Source organism: Paracoccus indicus, assembly GCF_003056335.1.
Lineage (GTDB): Bacteria > Pseudomonadota > Alphaproteobacteria > Rhodobacterales > Rhodobacteraceae > Paracoccus > Paracoccus indicus.
Genome location: NZ_PYWA01000001.1, coordinates 20748 through 45120, shown reverse-complemented (window position 1 = coordinate 45120; position 24373 = coordinate 20748). Strand labels below are relative to the sequence as shown.

Sequence of the window (24373 nt, the reverse complement as noted above, 5' to 3'; positions counted from 1 at the left end):
GTCAGTCGTACTTGCGGATGTCGCCCGACTTCAGCCGCGCCGCATAGCGCGACATCTCGGCCTTGACGATGGGCATCAGCATGTAGAGCGCGATGATGTTGACGACGGCCATGGCGAAGATCGCCGCATCCGAGAAGTCGATGACCGGGCCCAGGCCGGCCGAGGCGCCGATGATGACGAAGATGCAGAAGATGATCTTGAAGACCAGCTCCTTGGTCTGTCCCTCGCCGAAGAGGAAGGTCCAGGCCTTCAACCCGTAGTAGCTCCAGGAGATCATGGTCGAGAAGGCGAAGAGCACGACCGCCACGACCAGGATGTAGCGGAACCACCCGAACGAGCTGCTGAACGCCGCCGAGGTCAGGGCCACGCCGCTGTTGTCGCCGACGGTGCGGATCGCGGTGCCGGCCTCGTTCATGACGAACAGCCCGGTTTCGGGATCGGTGACCAGCTGGCCGGTGATGATGATCACCAGCGCCGTCATGGTGCAGATGACGACCGTGTCGATGAATGGCTCCAGCAGGGACACGACGCCCTCGGTCACGGGTTCCTTGGTGCGCACCGCGCTGTGGGCGATGGCGGCCGAACCGACGCCCGCCTCGTTCGAGAAGGCGGCCCGGCGGAAGCCTTGGATCAGCGCACCGATGGCCCCGCCCACGACACCGTCATTGGTGAAGGCGCCCGCGAAGATCTGGCCGAAGGCCGAACCGATCATGTCGTAGTTCATGGCGATGATGATCAGCGCCGTGCCGACATAGAGCGCGGCCATGAAGGGCACGATCTTCTCGGTCACGCTGGCGATGGACTTCAGACCGCCGACGATGACCAGGAAGACGATGACCGCCATGACGACGCCCGTGATCCAGCCCGGATAGTCGCCCACCACGTTGATGATCTGGGCATGGGCCTGGTTCGACTGGAACATGTTCCCGCCACCGAAGGACCCGAGAATGCAGAAGATCGCGAACAGAACGGCCAGGATCTTGCCGCCCGGCTTGCCGCGCTCGGCAAAGCCCTTGGTCATGTAGTACATCGGACCGCCCGAGACGGTGCCGTCGGCATACTCGTTGCGGTATTTCACGCCCAGGGTGCATTCGGTGAACTTGGTGGCCATGCCAAGCAGGCCCGCCAGGATCATCCAGAAGGTCGCCCCCGGACCGCCGATGCCCACGGCCACCGCGACGCCCGCGATGTTGCCAAGGCCCACGGTGCCTGAAAGGGCAGTCGTCAGCGCCTGGAAGTGGCTGACCTCGCCCGCGTCATTGGGGTCGGAATAATCGCCCCGCACCAGCGCGATGGCATGGCCGAAGAAGCGCAGCTGCACCAGGCCGAAGTAGATGGTGAAGATGATCGCCGCGATCACCAGCCAGCCGACGATCCAGGGAAAGCTGGTGCCCGGAAAGTTGGAAAAGATCAGGCTGACGAACCAGCCCGTCGAATTGGCGAACACCGTGTTGATGGTCTCGTCGATCCCCTGCGCGGCGGCGGGGCCTGCGGTCAGACCTGCCGCCATGCCCGCCGTCATCAGCGCCCTTGTGGAATGTTCCATGATATGGATGTCCTTGATTGATGACGCGCTGGCTTCAGGGAACGATGACGACCGGCACCGGCGCCACCTGCGCCAGCGTGGCCGCGACCGATCCGAAGATGCGGGTGGCAAAGCCCGAATTGCCCATCCGGCCGATGAAGATCATGGCGCCATCGGCGTCCTTGGCGACGCGGCACAGCGTTTCGGCGATATGGCCATAGCGCATGGTCGTCTCGAAAGGGATGCCGGCGTCCTCCATGCGCTTCATCACGGGGCGCATCACGGCGGTTTCGGCGCGCAGCAGTTCCTCCTTGCGGCGGCGGTGGCGTTCCTCCAGCTCGCTCGGGGTCAGGAAGCTGTAGGGCGACCATTCCAGGACATGGGCGATCAGCAGGCTGTCCCCCTGCGCCTGCGCCCGTGTGATGGCGAAATCAAGCGCCCGCAGCGAGGCATCGCTGCCGTCGAAACCGACGACCAGTTTGCGTGACATCTTACCCTCATCTGTTGGTTTTCGTTTTGTTATGTCGGTGCTGAAAGGATAGGCACAGCTTTTGCCAAGGGCCAGAGGAAATGTAGCGATACATATCGCGCCGCGCACCGATGCCGGACATCTGCCTGTCGTTCGCGCAGCCCGTTCCAGCCGCGCGGCGACGACGGGGCGCATTTTTGACTTTCCAATCGCGGGTCGTCCCTGCATATTCGCCCCCATGACCCGGAAGCACGACATTGCCGCCGCCATCCTGCCGCCCCAAGGGGCGCTTTCGGCCGTGCATCCCCGTGGTCTGTTGCGTCTTACGCTGCGCTGAGCGGGTCGTCCGGGCCGCCGCTCAGTCAGGTTCATGGTCCGGGTTCATCCCAAGACACGCATGACGCCCGATGACGGGCCGTAAGAAAGACCCAGACAGATGACCGACAAGAACCGCGTCGTGATTTTCGACACCACGCTGCGCGACGGCGAACAATCGCCCGGCGCCACCATGTCCCATGCCGAAAAGCTGGAAATCGCCGGCATGCTGGACGAGATGGGCGTGGATGTGATCGAGGCAGGCTTCCCCATTGCCTCGGAAGGCGACTTCGCCGCCGTCAGCGAGATCGCCAGGCTGGCGAAGACCAGCACCATCTGCGGGTTGGCCCGCGCCCAGCTGCCCGACATCGACCGCTGCTGGGAGGCCGTGAAGCACGCCAAAAGCCCGCGCATCCACACCTTCATCGGCACCTCGCCGCTGCACCGCGCCATTCCGAACCTCGACATGGACCAGATGGCCGAACGCATCCACCAGACGGTGACACATGCCCGCAATCTCTGCGACAACGTGCAGTGGTCGCCCATGGACGCCACCCGGACCGAGCACGACTATCTGTGCCGCGTCGTCGAGATCGCCATCAAGGCCGGTGCCACGACGATCAATATCCCCGACACCGTCGGCTATACCGCTCCGCGCGAAAGCGCCGATCTGATCCGCATGCTGCTGGAACGTGTTCCCGGCGCCGATGAGATCATCTTCGCCACCCATTGCCACAACGACCTGGGCATGGCGACCGCCAACGCCCTGGCCGCCGTCGAGGCGGGCGCCCGCCAGATCGAATGCACCATCAACGGTCTGGGCGAACGCGCCGGCAATACCGCGCTGGAAGAGGTCGTGATGGCCATGCGGGTCCGCAACGACATCATGCCCTTCCAGACCGGCATCGACACCACCAAGATCATGGGCATCTCGCGCCGCGTGGCCTCGGTGTCGGGCTTTCCGGTGCAGTTCAACAAGGCCATCGTCGGCAAGAACGCCTTCCTGCACGAATCGGGCATCCATCAGGACGGTGTGCTGAAGAACGTTGAGACCTTCGAGATCATGCGCCCCGCCGACATCGGCCTGACCGAAAACAATATCGCCATGGGCAAGCATTCGGGCCGCGCCGCTTTGCGCGCCAAGCTGGCCGATCTGGGATACGAGGTTGGCGACAACCAGCTGAAGGACATCTTCGTGCGGTTCAAGGCGCTGGCCGACCGCAAGAAGGAGGTCTTCGACGAGGACATCGTCGCCCTGGTCTTGGACGCCGCCGCCAACACCCAGGACGACCACCTGCAGGTCAAGCATCTGCGCGTCGTCTGCGGCAGCGACGGGCAGTCCGCGCAGCTGACCATGACGGTCGACGGCGAGGAAAAGCAGGCCGAGACCACCGGCGACGGCCCGGTCGATGCCTGCTTCAAGGCCGTGCGCCAGATCTTCCCGCACGAAGCACGGCTGCAGCTGTATCAGGTCCACGCCGTGACCGAGGGCACCGACGCGCAGGCCACCGTCAGCGTCCGGATGGAGGAGGAGGGCCGCATCGTCACCGGTCAGGCCGCCGACACGGATACCATTCTGGCATCGGTCAAGGCCTATGTCGGTGCGCTGAACCGGCTGATCCTGCGTCGCGCGATGACCGGACAGGGCAGCGACGCCAAGCAGATCAGCATGTATTCGCATTGATCGGCCAAGGCCCGGACCTGCGGGGTCCGGGCCTTTTCGTTGCGCGCAAGAAGCCGCCTTTGCCGCGTTTCGCGCGTATCGGGGCTTTTCGGCTGCGGGTCTGGGTTCTATACGGAACCCGGACCCGCAAGGCGATTCAGGGCCTTTCACGGCCCCTTGGACTAAATTTCAAAACAGGGCAGGCCGGGCCAACCGGCGCGAAAAGGATACGGGCATGGCATTCGGCGGTTTGTTTTCGACCGACATCGCAATCGACCTCGGGACGGCGAACACGCTGATCTATGTGAAGGGCAAGGGCATCATCCTGAACGAGCCCTCGGTCGTGGCCTATCACGTCAAGGACGGCAAGCGTCAGGTCCTGGCCGTGGGCGAGGACGCCAAGCTGATGCTGGGCCGCACGCCCGGCAGCATCGAGGCCATCCGCCCCATGCGCGAAGGCGTCATCGCCGATTTCGACAGCGCCGAGCAGATGATCAAGCATTTCATCAAGAAAGTGTTCAAGCGCACCACCTTCTCGAAGCCCAAGATCATCGTTTGCGTCCCCCATGGCGCGACCCCCGTTGAAAAGCGTGCGATCCGCCAGTCGGTCCTGTCCGCAGGCGCGCGCAAGGCCGGCCTGATTGCCGAACCCATCGCAGCCGCCATCGGCGCAGGCATGCCCATCACCGAACCCACCGGCAGCATGGTCGTCGACATCGGCGGCGGCACCACCGAGGTCGCGGTTCTCTCGCTTGGCGATGTGGTCTATGCCCGTTCCGTCCGCATCGGCGGCGACCGCATGGACGAGGCGATCATCAATTATCTGCGCCGCAACCAGAACATGCTGATCGGCGATTCGACCGCCGAACGCATCAAGACCAGCATCGGCACCGCCCGCATGCCCGACGACGGGCGCGGCGCCACGCTGATGGTGCGCGGCCGCGATCTGCTGAACGGCATCCCCAAGGAGATCGAGGTCAGCCAGGCCATGATCGCCGAGGCCCTGACCGAGCCGGTCCAGGCCATCTGCGAGGCCGTCATGGTCGCGCTGGAGGCGACCCCGCCGGATCTGGCCGCCGACATCGTCGATCGCGGCGTGATGCTGACCGGTGGCGGCGCCATGCTGGGCGAGCTGGACCTGGCGCTGCGCGAGCAGACCGGCCTGTCGATCAGCCTTGCCGACCAGCCCATGAGCTGCGTCGCGCTTGGCACCGGCAAGGCGCTGGAGTTCGAGAAGCAGCTGCGCCACGTCATCGACTACGACAGCTGATCGCATATGGCCCGCAAGGGACCAGATTTCGCGACCCCCGTTCGGCGCGTCCTGATCGCGGTGATGGCGCTTGCCCTGCTGGCGCTGTTCCTGTTCTGGCGCATCGACAGCCCGCGCGCCGAACAGATGCGCACCGCGATGATCGACCGGATCGTGCCGCGCTTCGAATGGGCGCTGGTGCCGGTGACCCGCGTCTCGGAAATGGTCGCGGGCTTCCAGAGCTATGCCCGGCTCTACGAACAGAACCAGGAATTGCGCCGCGAATTGCAGCGCATGTCCGCCTGGAAGGAAGCCGCCGTCCAGCTGGAACAGGAAAACAGCAAGCTGTTGGCCCAGAACAACGTGCGCCTTGATCCGGCGTTGACCAGCGTCACCGGCGTGGTGACGATGGACAGCGGATCGGCCTTTCGCCAGTCGGTGCTGCTGAACGTCGGCGCGCGCGACGGCATCATCGAGGGCTGGGCCACGATGGACGGCCTTGGGCTGGTGGGGCGCATCGCGGGCGTGGGGCAGCGGACCAGCCGCGTCGTGCTGCTGACCGATCCGTCTTCGCGCATCCCGGTGGTGGTCCAGCCTACGGGCGAACGGGCGCTGGCCACGGGAGACAACACGCCGCTGCCGGTGCTGGAATTCATCGAATCGGGCGACAACGTGCGGCCGGGCGACCGGATCGTCACCTCGGGCGATGGCGGGGTCTTCCCGCCGGGTCTGCTGGTGGGGCAGGTGGCGCAGGGCACGGATGGCCGGATGCGCGTGCGCATGGCCGCCGACTATGGCCGGCTGGAATTCCTGCGCGTCCTGCGATCCCACTCCGCCGAGGCCGTCGTCGATACCACCGCCGTCATCCGCCGCGGCCCCGAGGGCTTCATCGGCCCCATGCTGCCCGACAGCCCCGTCGAGGCCGCATCCGCCACCGATGCGCTGGATCCGGGCACCTCGCCATGATCCAACTGCCAAGCCGCAGCTTCGTGACCGGCACGGCGGTGTTCCTGCTGGCAGCCGCGGTGCTGCTGTTCATCCGCCTGCTGCCGTTGAAGGGTGGCATCATGGGCTGGCCCGGTCCCGACATGATGCTGGCGCTGATCCTGGCTTGGGTACTGCGCCGTCCCGACCAGCTGTCCGCACCCGTCATCGTCGTCGCCGTGCTGATCGAGGATGTCCTGCTGATGCGCCCGCTTGGCCTCTGGACCGCCTTCGTCCTGATGGGCAGCGAGGCCGCACGAGTTCGAGAGCACCGTTGGCGCGACCAGCCATTCATGGTTGAATGGCTGCGGGTGACCATGCTGATCGGTCTGATGATGCTGGGAAACCGTCTCGTCCAGATCCTGTTCATGCTGCCCGTCCCGGCGCTTGGACAAGTGATCCTGCAGTTTCTGGCGACGGTGCTGGTCTATCCCCTGGTGATCTTTGCGGCGCGGTGGTTGCTGGGCCTGCGCCGCACGGGTCGCCCCGAGGGCGCGTAGGAAGGGTTCCGCGATGAAGAAATCGCAACGTGACATCGTCGACAGCAACCGTGGCATCACGCGCCGGGGCCTGCTGCTGGCGGGCATCCAGATCGGCACGGTCACCACGCTGGCGCTGAAGATGCGGTCGATGCAGCTGGACCATGCCGATGAATACCGCATGCTGGCGGACGGCAACTCGATCAAGATCCGGCTGCTGCCGCCCTCGCGCGGGCTGATTCTGGACCGGACCGGCCTGATCGTGGCAGGGAACGAACAGAATTACCGCGTGACCCTGACCCGCGAGGAAGCGGGCGGCGACGTCGAACCCGTCCTGCAGCGGCTGGCACAGTTGATCCCCATCAGCGACGCCCGGATGTCCGAACTGCGCGACGAGTTTTCCAAGCGCAGCGCCATCACCCCCATAGTCTTGGCCGACCGCCTGTCCTGGGAACAGTTCAGCACCATCGCCGTCAATGCGCCCTCGCTGCCCGGCGTGACGCCGGAATCGGCGCTGTCGCGGGCCTATCCGCGGGCGGGCGATCTGGCGCATGTCATGGGCTATGTCGGGCCAGTGTCGGATTACGACCTGTCGCGGATCGAGGATCCTGACCCCGTGTTGCGCCTGCCCGACTTCCAGCTGGGCAAGATCGGCGTCGAGGGCCGGCTTGAGGAAGTCCTGCGCGGCAAGGCCGGCGCCCGCCGGGTCGAAGTGAACAGCACCGGCCGAGAAATGCGCCAGCTGTCGCGCCAGGAAGGCGAACAGGGCGCGACCGTGCAGCTGACCGTCGATGCCCAATTGCAGAACTATTGCGCGCAGCGCTTGGGCGAGGAAAGCGCCGCGGCCGTCGTCATGGATTGCCACACGGGCGAGCTGGTCGCGATCTGTTCCTCGCCCAGCTTCGATCCCAACAAGTTCGTGCGCGGCATTTCCACCAAGGATTATCGCGGGCTGATGGATCACGACCACCGCCCGCTGGCCGACAAGACCGTGCAAGGCGTCTATCCCCCCGGTTCCACCTTCAAGCTGGTGACGCTGCTGGCAGGGCTCGAGGCCGGGGTCATCAATTCCGGCAGCCGTTTCTTCTGTCCGGGCTATACCGAACTTGGCGGTCGCCGCTTCCACTGCTGGAGCAGGGGCGGCCATGGTTCGGTCGATGCCGTCAAGAGCCTCGAGGAAAGCTGTGACGTCTATTACTATGAACTGGCGCAGCGGGTGGGCATCGACCGCATCGCCATCATGGCGCGCAAGCTGGGCATCGGGGTCAAGCACGACCTGCCGATGTCGGCGGTGTCCGAAGGCATCGCACCCGACCGTGCGTGGAAGCAGGCGCGCTATGATCAGGCCTGGCAGATCGGCGACAGCCTGAACGCCTCGATCGGGCAGGGATACGTGCTGGCCTCGCCCCTGCAGCTGGCGGTGATGACCGCGCGTGTCGCTTCGGGCCGCGCGATCGAGCCGCAGCTGATCCGATCCATCGACGGGGTCAGGAAACTGCCCGAGGATTTCCCGCCATTGGACATCAGCGAGGCCTCGCTGAAGGTGGCGCGCGCGGGCATGGACGCGGTGATGAACAGCGCCCGCGGCACGGCCCGCAAGGCCCGGATCGAGCGCGAGGAATGGCGCATGGTCGGCAAGACCGGCACCAGCCAGGTTCGCAACATCACCGCCGCCGAACGGGCGCGGGGCGTGATCTCGAACGATCAACTGCCTTGGGAACGCCGGGACCATGCGTTGTTCGTCTGCTATGCGCCCTATGAGGCGCCGCGCTATGCCGTGTCGGTCGTGGTGGAACATGGCGGCGGCGGATCGACCGTCGCGGCGCCCATCGCCCGCGACATCCTGCTGTTCGCGCTGAACGGCGGCCTGCCGCCGCTGGATGCCGTGCCCTCGAACCAGCGCGCCGCCATGGAAGAACGTCACAACGCCATGCAGCTTTACACGCCGGAGGCCCCGCGCCCCGGCCGCAGCCGCGCCTGAGGGGCCCATGTCATATCTGGACTACAAGGTCGCACAGGTCCCCACCGGGCTGCGCAAGGTCTTCTTCATCAACTGGCCGCTGGTCCTGCTGATCACCGCCGTCTGCTGCATTGGGTTCCTGATGCTCTATTCCGTGGCGGGCGGTCAGATCGAGACATGGGCGCAGCCGCAGATGTACCGCTTTGCGGTCGGCATGGTCATCATGCTGGGCCTGGCCTTCGTGCCGATGTGGTTCTGGCGCGGGATATCCGTCTCGGCCTATGTGGTCTGCTTCCTGCTGCTGGTGGCGGTGGACCTGTTCGGGGCCATCGGCATGGGGGCGCAGCGCTGGATCGACATTGGGCCGATCCGCGTCCAGCCGTCCGAGCTGATGAAGATTTCGCAAGTGCTGCTGCTGGCGGCCTATTACGACTGGCTAGATCTGAAGAAGGTGTCGCGCCCGCTGTGGGTGCTGATCCCGGTGGTGCTGATCCTGGCACCGACGGCGCTGGTGCTGATGCAGCCGGACCTTGGCACCTCGATCATGCTGATCACCGGGGGCGGCATCGTGATGTTCGCTGCCGGGGTGTCGCTGTGGTATTTCGCGGTCGTGATCGGGGCGGGCGTGGGCATGGTCTATGCCGTGATGCAATCGCGCGGCACCGATTGGCAATTGCTGAAGGAATACCAGTTCCGCCGCATCGACACCTTCCTGGACCCCACCGCCGACCCCTTGGGCGCGGGCTACAACATCATCCAAAGCCAGATCGCGCTTGGGTCAGGGGGCTGGTCGGGGCGCGGCTTCATGCAGGGCACGCAGTCGCGGCTGAATTTCCTGCCCGAGAAGCATACCGATTTCATCTTCACGGTTCTTTCAGAAGAGTTCGGTTTCATCGGGGCCTTTTCCCTGCTGACGCTCTATATGCTCATCGTGGGGTTCTGTCTCTATTCGGCGCTGTCGAACCGGGACCGTTTTGCCAGCCTGATCACCATCGGGATCAGCGGCACGTTCTTCCTGTATTTCGCCATCAACATGGCGACCGTCATGGGGCTGCTTCCCGCCAAGGGATCGCCCCTGCCGCTGGTCAGCTATGGCGGCACCTCGCTGATGATCCTGATGCTGGGTTTCGGCCTGGTGCAATCCGCGCATGTCCACAGACCGAGGTGACGCCATGAAGGTCCGCTTTTCCGCATCCCCCGCAGCCTGGGACGAATGGGCGCCCGCCCTGCGCGCCGCCGACCCGGAGATGGACCTGCAGCGCGACGGCGACCCGGCCAGCTTCGACGCCATCATCTATGCGCCGGGCGGTGACATCACCGATTTCACCCCCTATGCGAACGTGCGCCTGATCCAGAGCCTCTGGGCCGGGGTCGAACGGATCGTCACCAATGACAGCCTGACGCAGCCGCTGGCGCGGATGGTCGATCCGGGGCTGGCGCAGGGCATGGCCGAGTATTGCACGGGCTGGGCGATGCGGGCGCATCTGGGCATGGACGGCTATGCGCAGGACGGCACATGGCGGAACGGGCAGATCCCGCCTTTGGCGACGGAACGGGCGGTCACCATTCTTGGCGTGGGGGAATTGGGGCAGGCTGTCGCGGCCATGCTGAGGGGCGTGGGCTTCGCGGTCACGGGCGTCAGCCGATCGGGAAAGGCGGTGCCGGGGATTGCCATGCATCCGCTGGCCGATCTGGATCGGGTGCTGGCCGCATCGCAGATCCTGATCTGCCTGCTGCCCGACACGCCGGATACGCGCAACCTGCTGGACGCCCGCAGGCTGGCCCTGCTGCCCAAGGGGGCGTGGATCATCAATGCAGGTCGCGGCACACTGATCGACGATGACGCGCTGCTGCAGGGGTTGCAGCACGGTCGCCCCGCCCATGCGGTGCTGGATGTCTTCCGGACCGAGCCGCTGCCCCGCGACCATCCCTTCTGGTCGCATCCGGGCGTGACCGTCACCCCGCATGTCGCCGCAGACACGCGCCCCGAAACGGCTGCACGGGTTGCCGTCCAGAACCTGCGCCGTGCCATGTCGGGGCAGCCGGTCGCCAACCTGGTCGATCGCGCCAAGGGATACTAGGGGCGGGGCGGAGTTTCGTCCTTGTCCCGCAGCGCCGCCGCGCGCTGCAGCGCCAACGCCGCCGCCCGCTGCGAGGCACGCTCGATCCGGTCGGCCATCTTCTTTTCGCGCCGCCGCTGATAGGCGCGAAAGACCGGCACGGTCACGTAATGCACCCCAACCGAGACGATCAGCCCCAGGATCGTCCCGCCCACCACATAGGGCCAGAAGATCTGGAAGAAGAAATCGTGCAGCATGTTCCAATGCGCGACCTCGGGTCCGAAGATGGACCGGATGTTGTGCCAGATCTCGCCCGTGGCGCGCGAAAATTCGCGAAAGATGAAATGCGGCGACAGATCGCCCTTCAGCCCCAAGATGTGACGCCCTACGGCGGTCGAGGCGAAGGCGATGAAGGGCAGGGTCACCGGATTGCCGATGAAGGTCGCGAGCAGGGCTGCAAGGATGTTGCCGCCGATGATCCATGCCGTCGCCGCAGCCGAGAGGAAGTGGAACCCGAAGAGCGGCGTGAAGGACACGAAGACGCCCGCAGCCACGCCCCGCGCGATGCGATGGGGATGGTCGGGCAGCCGGCGCAGGCGGTACATCACATAGCGCGTGGCCCGACGCCATCCGCCGCGCGGATAGATCATCTCGGTGGCGATCTGCCCGTAGCTGCGCGGTTTGCGTCGTTTGAACAAGTGACACCCGATCTGTGATGGCCCGCCGGCCCTAGGGTTTCAGCGCAGGATCGCGGATCCGTTCGACATGGGCGACATCGCTTTCCGCCTCCAGCGCGGTCAGCAGGTTGTGCAGATGCTCGTGGTCCCGCAGCTCCAGATCGACCTCGATGCGATAGAAATCCGACTTGCGCGTGATGAATTCCAGGTTCGAGATATTCGCCCCCTGCGCCCCGATCAAGGTGCAGATGCGTCCCAGCACGCCCGCATCGTGGCGAATGGTCAGATGCAGCATGCTGGAATAGGCGGCGGGATGGCGGCCTTCGCGCCATTGCAGGTCCACCCAACGGTCGGGGCTGTCCTCGAATTCGGCCAGGACGGGACAGTCGATGGCATGGATGACGACACCCGCCCCGCGATAGGTGATGCCGACGATGCGTTCGCCGGGCAGCGGGTTGCAGCAGGGCGCGCGCTTGAAGTTCGCGTCGGCCTCGAGGCCCGCGAAGGGTCGCTTGCTGTCGATTTCATCCTCGTGGTCGGCCAGTTCGGGATAGAGGACGCCCAGAACCTCCTTGGCGGAGTTCTCGGCGCTGCCGATGCGGGCCAGCAGTTCCTCGGCGGATGGCAGGCCCATCTGTTTGGCGGCGGTGCGCAGCGCCTTGTCGGTCACCTTGCGGCCGACATGTTCGAAGCTGACGCGCACCAGCTCGCGCCCCAAGCGGATGAAGCGATCGCGGTCTTCCTCGCGCAGCGACCGCCGGATCGCGGCCTTGGCCCGGCCCGTCACCACGATGTCCAGCCAGGTCATCTGCGGGCGCTGGCCGGATGCGGCGATGATCTCGACCGACTGCCCGTTGCGCAGGCGGGTCCACAAGGGCACGCGGATGCCGTCGATCTTGGCACCGACGCAGGAATTTCCAAGCCGCGTGTGGATCGCATAGGCGAAATCGATAGGGGTGGCGCCCCGCGGCAGCTGCATCACGTCGCCCTTGGGGGTGAAGCAGAAGACCTGGTCCTGATACATCTCCAGCTTGACGTGTTCCAGGAACTCGTTGTGGTCCTCGGTGTCGAAGCGGTCGTTCAGGCTGGCGATCCATTCGGCCGGATCGACGGCAAAGGGGTTCCGGGTCCGCACGCCGTCGCGATAGGCCCAATGCGCGGCGACGCCCGCCTCGGCGACCTCGTGCATCTGGCGGGTGCGGATCTGGATCTCGACCCGCTTGCCGTCGCGCCCCGAGACCGTCGTGTGGATGGACCGGTAGCCGTTCGATTTCGGCTGGCTGATGTAATCCTTGAACCGCCCCGGCACGGCGCGCCAGCGGTGGTGGATGATGCCCAGCACGCGATAGCAGTCCATCTCGTTGCGGGTGATGATGCGGAAACCGTAGATGTCCGACAGGCGCGAGAACGCCAGCTGCTTTTCCTGCATCTTGCGCCAGACGCTGAAGGGCTTCTTGGCGCGGCCGAAGACGGTCGCCTCGATCCCCTCGCGCTCCAGCTCGGCGCGGATGTCGGCGGTGATCTGGCCGATGATGTCGCCGCTGTCCTTCTGCAGGCTGACGAAGCGGCGGATGATCGAGCTGCGGGCCTCGGGGTTGATGACCTTGAAGGCCAGGTCCTCAAGCTCCTCGCGCATCCACTGCATGCCCATCCGGCCCGCGAGGGGGGCATAGATGTCCATCGTCTCGCGCGCCTTCTTGACCTGCTTGTCGGGGCGCATGGAGCGGATGGTGCGCATATTGTGCAGCCGGTCGGCCAGCTTGACCAGGATCACCCGCATGTCGCGCGACATGGCCATGAACAGCTTGCGGAAGTTCTCGGCCTGCTTGGACTGGGTACTGGAGAGTTCCAGGTTGGTCAGCTTGGTGACGCCATCGACCAGTTCCGCGATCTCGGGGCTGAACATGCCCGCGACCTCTTCCTTGGTCGAGCGGGTATCCTCGATCGTGTCGTGCAGAAGGGCGGTGATGATGGTGGCATCGTCCAGCCGCATTTCGGTCAGGATGGCGGCGACGGCGATGGGATGGGTAAAATAGGGCTCGCCCGAATGGCGGAACTGGCCCTCATGCATCCGCATGCCGTATTCATAGGCGTCGCGGATCAGCGCGGCATTGCTGCGCGGGTTGTAGTTTCGCACCAGGGCAAGCAGATCCTCGACGTCAATCATGATAGTGTCGAAGACCTCGTCTGCCCTGTGCTTTCGTTCGTTTGCTATCAGCCGCGCTGGTTGGCTTCCAGCATCATCCGCAGCATCCGCTCCTCGGATTCCTCGTCGGCGGGCTTGGGCTTGTCCACCTCGGCGCCCAGCAGAAGCGCCATGGCGTCTTCTTCCGGCTCGTCGACCTCGATCTGGGTCTGGGTGGATTCGATCATCCGCTCGCGCAGATCATCGACGGGCTGGGTCTCATCCGCGATCTCGCGCAGAGCGACGACCGGGTTCTTGTCGTTGTCGCGATCGACGGTCGGGGCAGAGCCGGCCGTGATTTCGCGGGCGCGATGCGAGGCGAGCATCACCAGATCAAAGCGGTTGGGAACTTTGTCGACGCAGTCTTCAACCGTTACGCGGGCCATGAATCACCTGTGCAGTTGCGAATCGGATATTCGGGGCGAAAAAGGACTGATGGGCAGAAGCGGGCCGTTTGTCAAGCCGGGGCTGTCATGTCGCGGGCGTTCAGCGGCGTCATTCCGTCCATTGCGCCGGGTGGCAGATCGGCCAGCATTACGGCCACGTCGCGCCCGGTCAGGGGGTGGCGCCAGGCCGGCGCGATCTCGGCCAGCGGTCCAAGGACGAAGCCGCGGTCCTGAAGGCGCGGGTGGGGCAGGATCAGCCGGTCGGGTGCGCGGAGGCGCTGCTGGTCCGCGGGCAGGTCGATCCAGTCGCTCAGCGTCGCCGCATCGGGGGCGATCACCGCATCCAGGGCGATCAGGTCCAGGTCCAGAACCCGCGCCGACCAGCGGCCGGTGCTGCGGTCGCGCCCGAAATCCGCCTCGATTTCATGCAGCGCCGTCAGCAGGTCTGCCGGGGCCAAGGGTGATGCAACGACAGCCACCGCATTGGCAAAATCGGGTCCGCTGCCTGCCGGGTATGCCGGGGTCCGCCAGAAACGGCTGACGGAAGATATTGAAATATCACGATGTTCGTGCAAAATAGTCAATGCGTTGCGCAGGCTGTCCCACAGGTCCTGCGACGTGCCGGGAAGATTTGCGCCAAGCGCAACAATACCAAAAGACAGGTTAACCACCGTTTCCCCTTCGTCCTACAGGTAACATGGCGTGGATTGAATACGATCGGGCCCCTCACCCCGAACCTTCGATAGGCGCCTTGACCTAGCAAGTCCACCAAAGGCAACACGATGTTTTACAAAGATGACAGATTGGCAATATTCATAGATGGCGCGAACCTCTATGCGGCCGCGAAAGCGCTTGGTTTCGATATCGACTACAAGCTGCTGCGGCAGGAATTCGACCGGCGCGGCAAGCTGACCCGCGCCTATTACTATACCGCCCTGGTCGAGGGTGACGAATATTCGCCCATCCGTCCCCTGGTCGACTGGCTGCATTACAACGGCTTCTGCGTCGTGACCAAACCTGCGCGCGAATACACCGATGCCCAAGGTCGTCGCAAGATCAAGGGCAACATGGACATCGAGCTGACCGTCAACGCGATGGAACTGGCGCCGCATCTGGATCACGTCGTCATCTTCTCGGGCGATGGCGATTTCCGCCCGTTGATCGAGGCGCTGCAGCGCAAGGGCGTGCGGGTTTCCGTCGTATCCACGATCCGCAGCCAGCCACCGATGATCGCCGACGACCTGCGCCGCCAAGCCGACAACTTCATCGAGCTGGAGGCCCTGCGCGACATCATCGGTCGCCCGCCGCGCGAACCCCAACAGGTCGAGACCTGACCCCCGCCGCCCCAGATCGCTGGCGTGCGCTGGCGCTGATCTGCGCCGGCGTGATCGGTGCCATGGCGTGCTGGTTTTCCACCACGGCCATCGGCCCCGACCTTGCACTGCACTGGGGGCTGTCGCCGACCCAAGCCGCCTGGCTGACCAATGCTGTGCAGATCGGCTTCGTGCTGGGGGCGCTGGTGGCCTCGGCGGTGAACCTTCCCGACATCATGCCGATGACGCGGCTGATCACCATCGCCGCCCTGCTGACGGCGCTGGCCAATGGTGCGGTGCTTCTTGAACCGGGCTTTGGCGGGCTGTTGCTGGCGCGGCTGGCCACGGGCTTTGCCTTGGCGGGTGTCTATCCACCGGCGCTGAAGCTGATGGCGACGTGGTTCGTCAAGGGGCGCGGATTGGCAATGGGTCTGCTGGTGGGCGCCCTGGCGCTTGGGTCCGCCATGCCGCACCTGCTGCGCGCTTTGGGGCAAGGGCTGGACTGGCGGATCGTCGTCGCCGGGGCCAGCATCGCTGCCCTGACCTCGGCCGCCATCTTCGGCCTGACGGTCCGCGAGGGGCCGCACGGCTTCGCCCGCGCCAGCTTCGATCCGCGCCAGACGCTGGCAGTGCTGCGCGACCGCCCCGTCCGCCTGGCCAACCTGGGATACTTCGGCCACATGTGGGAGCTTTACGCCATGTGGGCCTGGTTCCTGTCCTTCGCCATCGCGGCCATGCAGGCGGGACGGTTGCCTGCGGGCAGCGCTTCGGTCCTGACCTTCCTGGTGATCGCTGCCGGGGTGTTCGGCTGCGCGCTTGGCGGCTGGCTGTCGGACCGCATCGGGCGGTGCCTGACGACGGCGGGCATGATGACGGTCTCGGGCGCCTGCACGGTGCTGATCGGCCTGGCGTGGGGCGGCCCGACGTGGCTGCTGGTGGCAGTGGCCGTTATCTGGGGCATCAGCATCATCGGAGACAGCGCCCAGTTCTCGGCCGCCGTCACCGAACTGTCCGACCCGCGGCTTGTCGGCACTGCGCTGACGATGCAACTGGCGGTGGGCTTTGCCCTGACGGTCGTGGCGATCTGGCTGATGCCGCATGTGGCGGTGCTGCTGGACGGCTGGCGTTGGGCTTTCCTGGCGCTGCTGCCCGGCCCCGCGATCGGCACATGGGCCATGCTGCGCCTGCGCGGCCTGCCGCAGGCCACCGCCATGTCATCGGGGCGTCGATAGCGGCAGAGTGGTGGTGCGGACGGCGGGACTTGAACCCGCACTTCCTTACGGAAAACAGATTTTCGTACCACTTCGACTTTCGCCGCCGCCCCGTCGGGGCGTTCGTGGTCTGGACTATCCCTTCACCGTCACCCCGCCTGGGGTCCCAGGTGCCGCCCGTCTAGTCTCTACACCTTCCCGATCGCTCGGGCTTGGCTCGGGATTGGCAGGGGGGGTCCCCCCTCAGCTTTCCCCGAATTTGAGCGGTTCTACTCCGCCGGTTTCCCGACGGGCACTCCAAATCCTTAAAGTCTGGTGCGTCTACCGATTTCGCCACGTCCGCGTGACCATTCCTGCGTATGGCAAAGCTCGCCTCCTTCGGCAAGGGACTTGATCATTATCATGCATCATCGACGGGAACTGGTGTCCTTGCCCGCCAGTTGTCCACCCAGATGCGCAAGCAGCACCAAGGAGGCCAGCATGTCCGACATCACCGATCAGCACGGCAAAGCAGGCGAATTGCACCAGCGAGGCGGCGAAACGCTGACCACCAACCAGGGCATTCCCATTTCCGACAACCAGAACAGCCTGAAGGCCGGGGCCAAGGGTCCGACCCTGCTGGAAGACTTCGTTCTGCGCGAAAAGATTTTCCATTTCGACCATGAGCGCATCCCGGAGCGGATCGTCCACGCCCGCGGTTCGGGTGCGCATGGCTATTTCGAATGCACCGATCCCATTCCGGAACTGACCACTGCCAGCCTGCTGTCGAAGAAGACCAAGATCCCGGTCTTCACGCGCTTTTCCACGGTGGCAGGCGGCGCGGGCAGCGTCGATACGCCCCGTGACGTGCGGGGTTTCGCCGTCAAATTCTATACCGAGGAAGGCAACTGGGATCTGGTCGGCAACGACATCCCCGTCTTCTTCATTCAGGACGCCATCAAGTTTCCCGACCTGATCCACTCGGTCAAGATGGAGGCCGACAAGGGCTACCCGCAGGCCGCCAGTGCCCATGACACCTTCTGGGACTTCGTGTCGCTGATGCCGGAATCCATGCATATGGTCATGTGGGCCATGTCGGACCGCGGCATCCCGCGCAGCCTGCGCATGATCGAGGGCTTCGGCATCCACACCTTCCGGCTGGTCAATGCCGAGGGAAAATCCACCTTCGTCAAGTTCCACTGGAAGCCCAAGCTGGGCCTGCAGAGCCAGGTCTGGAACGAGGCCGTCAAGACCGCCGGAGCGAACCAGGATTACCACCGTCAGGATCTGTGGGAGGCCATCGAGGCCGGCGACTATCCCGAGTGGGAGCTGGGCATCCAGACCTTCGACGCCGAATGGGCCGCCAAGCAGCCCTATGACGTGCTGGACGCGACCAAGCTGATCCCCGAAGAGGACATCCCCGTCCGTATCGTCGGCCGCATGGTCTTGGACCGCAACCCCGACAACTTCTTCGCCGAGACCGAGCAGGTGGCCTTCTGCCCCGCCAATATCGTGCCCGGCATCGACTTCACCGACGATCCGCTGCTGCAGGGACGTCTGTTCAGCTATCTGGACACGCAAAAGTCGCGTCTCGGGACGGTGAACTTCCACCAGATCCCGATCAACGCGCCGAAATGCCCGATGCACAACTTCCAGCGCGACGGCATGATGCAGATGGCCGTCCCCAAGGGTCGCGCGAACTATGAACCTAACAGCCTGCATCAGGCGGGCGAGGATCCCGGTCCCCGCGCTACGGATCAGGGCTTCAAGACGGTCGAGAAGATGACCGATCTGGGCAATGAACCCGACCAGAAGCTGCGCGTGCGCCCCGAACTGTTCGGCGATCACTACAGCCAGGCCCGGCTGTTCTATCGCAGCCAAACCGAACCGGAACAGCGCCACATCGCCGACGCGATCACCTTCGAGCTGTCGAAGGTTGGTCTGGGTCACGTGATCCAGCGCGTCCTGAGCCATCTGCGCGTCATCGACGAGGATCTGGCCCAGATGGTTGCCGAAGGTCTGGCCGAGGATCTGCCCGAACCCGCCAAGCCGCACCGCGAGGTGGTGGACATGCCGGTCTCAGACGCGCTGTCGATCGTGAAAAGCGCCAAGCACACGTTGAAGGGCCGCAATGTCGGCATCCTGATCGGCGATGGCGGCGACATGGCCAAGGCCGATGCCATCAAGACTGCGGTCGAGGCACAGGGCGGCATGGTCACCATGATCGCCAAGGAACGCGGCAAGGCCGAAGCGCAGCTGGCCGGGACGCCCTCGGTTCTGCTGGACGCGGTAGCGCTGGTTCTGGGGCAGGACGACGGGGCGAAGTTCGCCAAGTACAAGCCGGCCATCGATTTCGTCTCGGATGCCTTCGCGCACCTCAAGGCGATCGGTTGCGACGATGCGGCGGCGCCGCTGCTGAAGGCGGCCGGTGTCGAACCCGATGACGGTGTGACGGGTCTTGATGCCGATGCCTTCGTCAAGGCGGCAGCCATGCGGTTCTATGCCCGCGAGGGAAAGCTTTGGTAAGCTGACAGCCGGGGGCGCGATGCCCCCGATGTGTCATCCGGAAAGGGGCGGGCGGTTGCCTGCCCCTTTTCCGTGACGGTCATCCGTAACTGCGGGTCGGACGGTCGAAGACCTTGCGGCCCATCAGGCTGCCGACCAGATCGACCATCAATTTGGCCGTTCGCCCGCGTTCATCAAGGAACGGATTCAGCTCGACCAGATCCAGCGATGTGACCAGTTCCGATTCGTGCAGCAGTTCCATCACCAGATGCGCCTCGCGGAAGGTGGCACCCCCCGGGACCGTGGTGCCGACGGCAGGCGCGATCGAGGGGTCAAGGAAATCCACATCAAGGCTGACATGCAGCAGCCCGTTCGCCGCGCGAACACGGTCGAGGAAATCCCGCAAGGGCGCGACGATGCCCTGTTCGTCCAGCACGCGCATGTCGTTCACGGTGATGTCGGTTTCCTGCATCGCGGCATATTCCGCCGGATCGACGCTGCGGATGCCGAACATGCAGATATTCTCGCCGGGTATCGGGTTGGGGAAGGCCGGGAAGGGATCGAAGCCCGCCTGGCCGTTGGCATAGGCCATCGGGGTGCCGTGCAGGTTCCCCGAGGTGGTCGAGGCGACCGTGTGGAAGTCGCTATGCGCGTCCAGCCAGATCACGAACTGTGGACGTCCGATGTTGGCCGCATGAGAAGCCACCCCCGCGACGGTTCCAAGCGCCAGCGAATGATCGCCCCCCATGATGATCGGCATGCCGTCCGGCAGCGCCGCCTGCGTGGCGGTAGACAGCGCCTGCGTCCAGGCGATGGTTTCGGGCAGATGATGGACGGCGGGGTTGTCGCAGGTCTGGTCGCCGGGGGCGTCGGGGACGACATCGCCGCGGTCCTCGACGCTGTGGCCAAGGGCGGCCAGGGTGCCCGCCAGCCCTGCGGTCCGATAGGCGGCAGGGCCCATCAGGCAGCCGGGGCGGCGCTGCCCTTCGTCCACGGGCGCGCCGATGAGGATGCAATGGGTCATCCGGATCTCCGTTCTTGATACCCGGATAAGACCCGCCGGGACGGCGAATGTCCACCGCGCGGCGTGAATGCGGCCGGGAACTTCGCCCCCGCATCACCTGCGGGGGCATTCCGACAGCAAGAATGCCTGGGGTCGGCGGCCAGAGAGACAAACCGCGTTACCTGGGTCAGCCCGGCCAAGGTCGGGAAGGATGCGACCTCAGCTGCGGACGCCCTTGAACCGTTCTTCCCATTCGGCACGGTTTTCGTCCGAGATCTTGGCGAAAAGCACCTCGGGGACGGTGAAGGCATGACCCGCGGGCAGGACCTGCAGCGCGGCGGCGACATCGTCGGGCCAGCCGGCGTCCTCGGCGTTCATCGCCTGCAGCGTGGATTTCGCGGCGAAGGGGATGAAGGGTTCGGACAGCACGCCGTAAAGGCGGATCAGGTTCAGACCCATGCGAACCTGCATCGCGGCCTTTTCGGGGTCGGTCTTGAAGGCCGCCCAAGGGGCCGCAGCCTGCAGGTATTCGTTGCCCCGCACCCAGATCCCGCGCAATTCGGCCGAGGCCTTGCGGATCTCCATGTCGTTCATCATCCGCTCATAGTTGCGGATGCGGGTGGTCAGATCGGCGATCAGCTGATCTTCCTCGGGGCCGTAGGCCGGACCCTCGGGGACGGTCTCGCCGAACTTGCTGCGGCAGAACTTGGTGATGCGGCTGACGAAATTGCCCAGCACGTCGGCCAGATCCTTGTTCACCGACTGCTGGAAGTTCTCCCAGGTGAACTCGCTGTCGCCCGACTCGGGGGCATGGGACAACAGCCACCAGCGCCAGTAGTCCGCAGGCAGGATCGACAGCGCGTGGTCCATGAAGACGCCGCGTCCCTGGCTGGTCGAGAACTGCCCGCCGTCATAGGTCAGATAGTTGAAGGACTTGATGTAATCGACCATCTTCCACGGCTCGCCCGATCCGATCAGGGTCGCGGGGAAGGACAGCGTGTGGAAGGGGACGTTATCCTTGCCCATGAACTGGGTGTAGGTCACGTCGTCGGCGCCTTCGTCCGTGCGCCACCAGCTGCGCCAGTCGGCATCGCTGCGACCGTTCGCATCGGCCCATTCGGCGGTTCCGGCGATATATTCGATGGGCGCATCGAACCAGACATAGAAGACCTTGCCCTCCATCCCCGGCCAGTCCTTGTCGCCATGCTTGACCGGGACGCCCCAGTCCAGATCACGGGTGATGCCGCGATCCTGCAGGCCGTCGCCGTCGTTCAGCCATTTCTTGGCGATCGAGGTCGTCAGGATCGGCCAGTCGGTCTTGCTGTCGATCCAGGCGGCGATGTCGGATTTCAGTTCCGACTGACGCAGATAGAGGTGCTTGGTCTCGCGCACCTCCAGATCCGTGCTGCCGCTGATGGCGCTGCGCGGGTCGATCAGGTCGGTGGGGTCCAGCTGCTTGGTGCAGTTTTCGCATTGATCGCCGCGCGCCTTGTCGTACCCGCAATTGGGGCAGGTGCCCTCGATATAGCGATCGGGCAGATAGCGGCCGTCGGTGATGGAATAGACCTGCTTTTCGGACACTTCGCGGATATAGCCGCGATCGGCCAGCTGGCCTGCGAAATGCTGGGTCAGGGCGCGGTTGCGGTCGCTGGAGGAGCGTCCGTAGTGGTCGAAGGACAGCCCGAAGCCGCGCGCCAGTTCCGCCTGCTCGGCATGCATCCGTGCGCAGTAATCGGCCACGGCCTCGCCGGTCTTGGCGGCGGCCAGTTCGGCGGGGGTGCCGTGTTCGTCGGTGGCGCAGATGAACATCACCTCGTGGCCACGCGCGCGTTGATAGCGGGCGAACAGATCGGCGGGCAGCTGGGACCCGACAAGGTTCCCCAGGTGCTTGATGCCGTTGATGTAGGGCAGGGCAGAGGTGATCAGATGGCGGGCCATGGAATGCGTCCTTTTCAGTCGGCGCATCTCTAGCCCTTGTGGGGCGCAAATGAAAGATCCGCGCTGATCTGCGGGGCAGATGCGCGGCCAAGGGTGTCTTACCTGACGTCAGCAGGCGGTGCCGATTGCAGAATCCGGCCCGATGCGGCACAAGCGCAAGCTTTCACACAACTGTCACAGAGTTCCCTTGGCGCATAGCACCCCCTTTCGATTCCCCGACCCGCGTCTGACCCTGGCCGCCACCTGCATGATCACGCTGGTGGTCCTGATGGCCGGACTGGTCCTGTCCCACACCCCCAAGGAGGTCTTTGCCGAAAGCGGCCCGATCGAGCGTCTCTCGGCGGCCTACCTGATCCTTTCGGCATTGCTTCTGGCGGTGCTGCCCGGTTCCTCGCGCTGGCATCAGGTGGTGTTGGTCGCGGCCGCCGGACTGCGCGAGCTGGACTGGGACAAGGCTTTCACCGACAGCGGCGTGCTGTCGCTGCGCCTCTATTCGGGGGAAGCGCCGCTGGTGCAGAAGGTCGTCGGCTTGCTGGTGCTGGCGGTGCTGATCACCGCGGGTATCCGGCTGCTGCGCCGCGATCTGGTGCCGTGGCTGCGCGGGCTGCGGGCCGGACAGATGCTTGCGTGGACCATCGCGCTGATCCTTGCGCTGCACGCGGTCGCCAAGTCGCTGGACGGGCTGGGTCGCAAGCTGGCCCCTTGGGGGATCGAGCTGGCCGATTGGACCAACAAGGTCGCCGGCCGCAGCGAAGAGGCGCTGGAGCTGATCGCCGCGATCCTGATCCTGCAGGCGGTCATCCTGATCGGCAACAACCGGCACCGCGCGTGAAAAAGCCGCCCCGAGGGGCGGCTTTCATCATTTCCGACATGCCTCAGCGACGACGGTCGCGACGCGAGCTCATGGGTTGGAAGGCGACGCCGACATGGGCCTCGCAATAGGGTTTGCCCGCTTGGCTGGGCAGGCCGCAGAACCAGAACTTGTCGGTCGCCGGATCGCCGATGGGCCATTTGCAGGTCCGCTCGGTCAATTCCATCAGCGACAGCTTGCGGGCGCGCTTTTCAACTTCGCGAACCGAGGCCAGCGCTTCGGGGCTGATCTCATTCGCCGAGGGCTGCGGCGGCAGGGGCTGGCCTGCGGGCACGATCGGGCGGCGCGGCACCGGGGTGAAGACCGGCTGCGGCGCGGCTTCCTCGTCTTCCTCGGGCTCAGGCTCTGGCTGGGCGGCAGGTTTGGGTGCCGGGGCCGCGGGCTGGGGCGCGGGGGCCGCGGCCTTGGGGGCTGCGGGTTTCTTGGGCGCCGCGGGTTCGGGTGCGGGGGCTGCCGCTGCGGGGGCAGGGGTGGCCTCTGCCTCCTCGTTGCGGTTGGACAGGCCAAGGCGGTGCACCTTGCCGATCACGGCGTTCCGGGTGACGCCCCCCAGTTCCTTTGCGATGGCACTGGCCGACTGGCCCTCGGACCACATGCGCTTCAGCGTCTCGACACGTTCATCCGTCCAGGACATGGCTGCCTTTCCGGGCGGGTCTGACCTGCCGCCCCATCTTGTAACCTGCGATTGGTCCCGTCAGAAACGGGATGCCGAGATTTAGCTGTCGGTGCGCAGAAATTCAAGGACCGCATGATGACCCCGCAAATGATCCCCGACCGCCCCGCGATGGGTGTCCGCCGTTTTGGCCGCGTGAACTGGCTTGGCCTGCGAACCCTGGCCACGCGCGAGGTGATGCGCTTCATGGCCGTCTGGCAGCAGACCATCTTTGCGCCGCTGATGACGGCGGGGCTGTTCGTGGTGGTCTTCGCGCTGGCCCTGGGGCAGGGACGCGGTCAGATCATGGGCCTGCCCTACCTCGTCTTCCTGGGACCGGGCATCCTGATGATGACGGTCATCCAGAACAGCTTTGCCAATACCTCCAGCAGCATCACCGCCGCCAAGGTCCAAGGCAATATCGTCGACACGCTGATGCCGCCCCTGTCGGCGGGGGAACTGTTGGCGGGATACCTGTCGGGGTCGGTCGTGCGGGCGGGACTTGTCGCAACCGTGATCGGCACCGGCATGATGCTGGTGACGCAGCGCGGCATCAGCCATCCGCTGTGGGCGCTGTGCTTCGTGCTGCTGGCGGCGGTGCTGCTGGGCGGGCTTGGCATCCTGGCCGGGATCATGGCGCAGAAATTCGATCAGATGGCGGCAATCACGAATTTCATCATCACGCCGCTCAGTTTCCTGTCGGGGACGTTCTATTCGGTGCAGACCCTGCCGCAGCCCTTCAACACGCTGTCGCATTGGAACCCGATCTTCTACCTGATTGACGGCGCACGCTATGGCGTCACGGGGGTCAGCGACGCACCGCCCCTGCGCGGCGCCCTGATCTGCACGGCAGTGGCTGCGGTCGTCCTGTATATCGCGTGGCGCTGGCTCAAGACCGGCTATCGCATGAAACCGTGACGGGCGCGCAAATAGCGCTTGCGTCGCGGGG

At 65.1% G+C, this 24373-nt stretch carries 21 protein-coding genes; 12 read left to right on the top strand and 9 right to left on the bottom strand.

Annotated elements, in window-relative coordinates; genetic code table 11:
- Window position 1 precedes the first annotated feature (1 nt).
- Together DDE75_RS00225 and DDE75_RS00220 are read right to left on the bottom strand one after the other, a co-directional pair.
- Window positions 2–1546, bottom strand: coding sequence for an alanine/glycine:cation symporter family protein (locus tag DDE75_RS00225; protein WP_108500393.1), 1545 nt, complete (start codon window positions 1544–1546; stop codon window positions 2–4).
- Window positions 1547–1580: 34 nt separating this feature from the next.
- A complete protein-coding gene (locus DDE75_RS00220; protein WP_108500392.1) occupies window positions 1581–2015 on the bottom strand; it encodes a universal stress protein in 435 nt (144 codons plus the stop codon).
- 415 nt (window positions 2016–2430) lie between these two features.
- On the opposite strand from DDE75_RS00220, the gene DDE75_RS00215 reads away from it, so the two are divergent.
- The 7 genes from DDE75_RS00215 (at window position 2431) to DDE75_RS00185 (ending at window position 10725) form a co-directional block, all read left to right on the top strand.
- The gene (locus DDE75_RS00215; RefSeq protein WP_108500391.1) at window positions 2431–3993 is read left to right on the top strand and encodes a 2-isopropylmalate synthase; all 1563 of its coding nucleotides are present in this window, start codon (window positions 2431–2433) and stop codon (window positions 3991–3993) included.
- Between the two features lie 214 nt (window positions 3994–4207).
- Window positions 4208–5242, top strand: coding sequence for a rod shape-determining protein (locus DDE75_RS00210; protein WP_108500390.1), 1035 nt, complete (start codon window positions 4208–4210; stop codon window positions 5240–5242).
- Window positions 5243–5248: 6 nt separating this feature from the next.
- Window positions 5249–6187 (top strand): rod shape-determining protein MreC, encoded by a 939-nt coding sequence (mreC, locus tag DDE75_RS00205; RefSeq protein WP_108500389.1) that lies wholly within the window; start codon window positions 5249–5251, stop codon window positions 6185–6187.
- Entirely contained in the window at window positions 6184–6705 is a 522-nt protein-coding gene (locus DDE75_RS00200) for a rod shape-determining protein MreD (RefSeq protein ID WP_108500388.1), read from the top strand. Before mreC ends, DDE75_RS00200 begins: the two co-directional genes overlap by 4 nt.
- A 13-nt stretch (window positions 6706–6718) precedes the next feature.
- A complete protein-coding gene (mrdA, locus tag DDE75_RS00195) occupies window positions 6719–8665 on the top strand; it encodes a penicillin-binding protein 2 (protein ID WP_108500387.1) in 1947 nt (648 codons plus the stop codon).
- A 7-nt stretch (window positions 8666–8672) separates the two neighbouring features.
- Window positions 8673–9812 (top strand): rod shape-determining protein RodA, encoded by a 1140-nt coding sequence (gene rodA, locus DDE75_RS00190; protein WP_108500386.1) that lies wholly within the window; start codon window positions 8673–8675, stop codon window positions 9810–9812.
- A gap of 4 nt (window positions 9813–9816) precedes the next feature.
- Entirely contained in the window at window positions 9817–10725 is a 909-nt protein-coding gene (locus DDE75_RS00185) for a 2-hydroxyacid dehydrogenase (RefSeq protein ID WP_108500385.1), read from the top strand.
- On the opposite strand, the gene DDE75_RS00180 is transcribed toward DDE75_RS00185, so the two are convergent.
- The 4 genes from DDE75_RS00180 to folK form a co-directional block, all read right to left on the bottom strand.
- Window positions 10722–11402: a DUF2062 domain-containing protein gene (locus tag DDE75_RS00180; protein WP_108500384.1), complete on the bottom strand. Its 681-nt coding sequence runs from the start codon at window positions 11400–11402 to the stop codon at window positions 10722–10724. The two genes, DDE75_RS00185 and DDE75_RS00180, sit on opposite strands and share 4 nt — an antisense overlap.
- A gap of 31 nt (window positions 11403–11433) precedes the next feature.
- Window positions 11434–13548 (bottom strand): RelA/SpoT family protein, encoded by a 2115-nt coding sequence (locus tag DDE75_RS00175; RefSeq protein WP_108500383.1) that lies wholly within the window; start codon window positions 13546–13548, stop codon window positions 11434–11436.
- Window positions 13549–13595: 47 nt separating this feature from the next.
- The gene (gene rpoZ / locus DDE75_RS00170; RefSeq protein WP_108500382.1) at window positions 13596–13952 is read right to left on the bottom strand and encodes a DNA-directed RNA polymerase subunit omega; all 357 of its coding nucleotides are present in this window, start codon (window positions 13950–13952) and stop codon (window positions 13596–13598) included.
- A gap of 71 nt (window positions 13953–14023) precedes the next feature.
- On the bottom strand, window positions 14024–14623 hold the full coding sequence (gene folK / locus DDE75_RS00165) for a 2-amino-4-hydroxy-6-hydroxymethyldihydropteridine diphosphokinase (RefSeq protein ID WP_108500381.1): 600 nt from the start codon (window positions 14621–14623) through the stop codon (window positions 14024–14026).
- Between the two features lie 111 nt (window positions 14624–14734).
- Here folK and DDE75_RS00160 point away from each other — a divergent pair, with 111 nt between their 5' ends.
- From DDE75_RS00160 to DDE75_RS00150, 3 genes are all read left to right on the top strand, one after another.
- Window positions 14735–15286 (top strand): LabA-like NYN domain-containing protein, encoded by a 552-nt coding sequence (locus DDE75_RS00160; RefSeq protein ID WP_108500380.1) that lies wholly within the window; start codon window positions 14735–14737, stop codon window positions 15284–15286.
- 50 nt (window positions 15287–15336) lie between these two features.
- Complete coding sequence (locus tag DDE75_RS00155) at window positions 15337–16497, top strand: MFS transporter (protein ID WP_335672026.1); 1161 nt, start codon at window positions 15337–15339, stop codon at window positions 16495–16497.
- Window positions 16498–16956: 459 nt separating this feature from the next.
- Complete coding sequence (locus DDE75_RS00150; RefSeq protein WP_108500379.1) at window positions 16957–18981, top strand: catalase; 2025 nt, start codon at window positions 16957–16959, stop codon at window positions 18979–18981.
- Between the two features lie 79 nt (window positions 18982–19060).
- Here DDE75_RS00150 and rocF read toward each other — a convergent pair whose 3' ends face one another.
- Both rocF and metG read right to left on the bottom strand, forming a co-directional pair.
- Window positions 19061–19990, bottom strand: a complete 930-nt coding sequence (gene rocF, locus DDE75_RS00145; RefSeq protein ID WP_162798881.1) for an arginase — start codon at window positions 19988–19990, stop codon at window positions 19061–19063.
- Between the two features lie 192 nt (window positions 19991–20182).
- Complete coding sequence (metG, locus tag DDE75_RS00140) at window positions 20183–21901, bottom strand: methionine--tRNA ligase (RefSeq protein ID WP_108500377.1); 1719 nt, start codon at window positions 21899–21901, stop codon at window positions 20183–20185.
- Between the two features lie 187 nt (window positions 21902–22088).
- Here metG and DDE75_RS00135 point away from each other — a divergent pair, with 187 nt between their 5' ends.
- Window positions 22089–22733, top strand: a complete 645-nt coding sequence (locus DDE75_RS00135) for a hypothetical protein (RefSeq protein ID WP_108500376.1) — start codon at window positions 22089–22091, stop codon at window positions 22731–22733.
- A gap of 43 nt (window positions 22734–22776) precedes the next feature.
- Here the strand turns inward: DDE75_RS00135 and DDE75_RS00130 are convergent, their stop codons facing one another.
- Window positions 22777–23406 carry a GcrA family cell cycle regulator gene (locus DDE75_RS00130; protein WP_108500375.1) on the bottom strand — a complete coding sequence of 210 codons (630 nt, stop codon included), beginning with the start codon at window positions 23404–23406 and terminating at the stop codon, window positions 22777–22779.
- 117 nt (window positions 23407–23523) lie between these two features.
- Between DDE75_RS00130 and DDE75_RS00125 the strand changes: the two genes are divergently transcribed.
- On the top strand, window positions 23524–24342 hold the full coding sequence (locus DDE75_RS00125) for an ABC transporter permease (protein WP_245894564.1): 819 nt from the start codon (window positions 23524–23526) through the stop codon (window positions 24340–24342).
- Window positions 24343–24373 lie beyond the last annotated feature (31 nt).

Coding starts and splice junctions, on each gene's coding strand:
- rodA (WP_108500386.1), top strand. CDS start 8,673: ATGTCATATCTGGACTACAAGGTCGCACAGGTCCCCACCGGGCTGCGC.
- rpoZ (WP_108500382.1), bottom strand. CDS start 13,952: ATGGCCCGCGTAACGGTTGAAGACTGCGTCGACAAAGTTCCCAACCGC.
- DDE75_RS00175 (WP_108500383.1), bottom strand. CDS start 13,548: ATGATTGACGTCGAGGATCTGCTTGCCCTGGTGCGAAACTACAACCCG.
- mrdA (WP_108500387.1), top strand. CDS start 6,719: ATGAAGAAATCGCAACGTGACATCGTCGACAGCAACCGTGGCATCACG.
- DDE75_RS00125 (WP_245894564.1), top strand. CDS start 23,524: ATGACCCCGCAAATGATCCCCGACCGCCCCGCGATGGGTGTCCGCCGT.
- DDE75_RS00200 (WP_108500388.1), top strand. CDS start 6,184: ATGATCCAACTGCCAAGCCGCAGCTTCGTGACCGGCACGGCGGTGTTC.
- DDE75_RS00150 (WP_108500379.1), top strand. CDS start 16,957: ATGTCCGACATCACCGATCAGCACGGCAAAGCAGGCGAATTGCACCAG.
- mreC (WP_108500389.1), top strand. CDS start 5,249: ATGGCCCGCAAGGGACCAGATTTCGCGACCCCCGTTCGGCGCGTCCTG.
- DDE75_RS00130 (WP_108500375.1), bottom strand. CDS start 23,406: ATGTCCTGGACGGATGAACGTGTCGAGACGCTGAAGCGCATGTGGTCC.
- DDE75_RS00160 (WP_108500380.1), top strand. CDS start 14,735: ATGTTTTACAAAGATGACAGATTGGCAATATTCATAGATGGCGCGAAC.
- DDE75_RS00210 (WP_108500390.1), top strand. CDS start 4,208: ATGGCATTCGGCGGTTTGTTTTCGACCGACATCGCAATCGACCTCGGG.
- DDE75_RS00220 (WP_108500392.1), bottom strand. CDS start 2,015: ATGTCACGCAAACTGGTCGTCGGTTTCGACGGCAGCGATGCCTCGCTG.
- DDE75_RS00215 (WP_108500391.1), top strand. CDS start 2,431: ATGACCGACAAGAACCGCGTCGTGATTTTCGACACCACGCTGCGCGAC.
- DDE75_RS00185 (WP_108500385.1), top strand. CDS start 9,817: ATGAAGGTCCGCTTTTCCGCATCCCCCGCAGCCTGGGACGAATGGGCG.
- metG (WP_108500377.1), bottom strand. CDS start 21,901: ATGGCCCGCCATCTGATCACCTCTGCCCTGCCCTACATCAACGGCATC.
- DDE75_RS00225 (WP_108500393.1), bottom strand. CDS start 1,546: ATGGAACATTCCACAAGGGCGCTGATGACGGCGGGCATGGCGGCAGGT.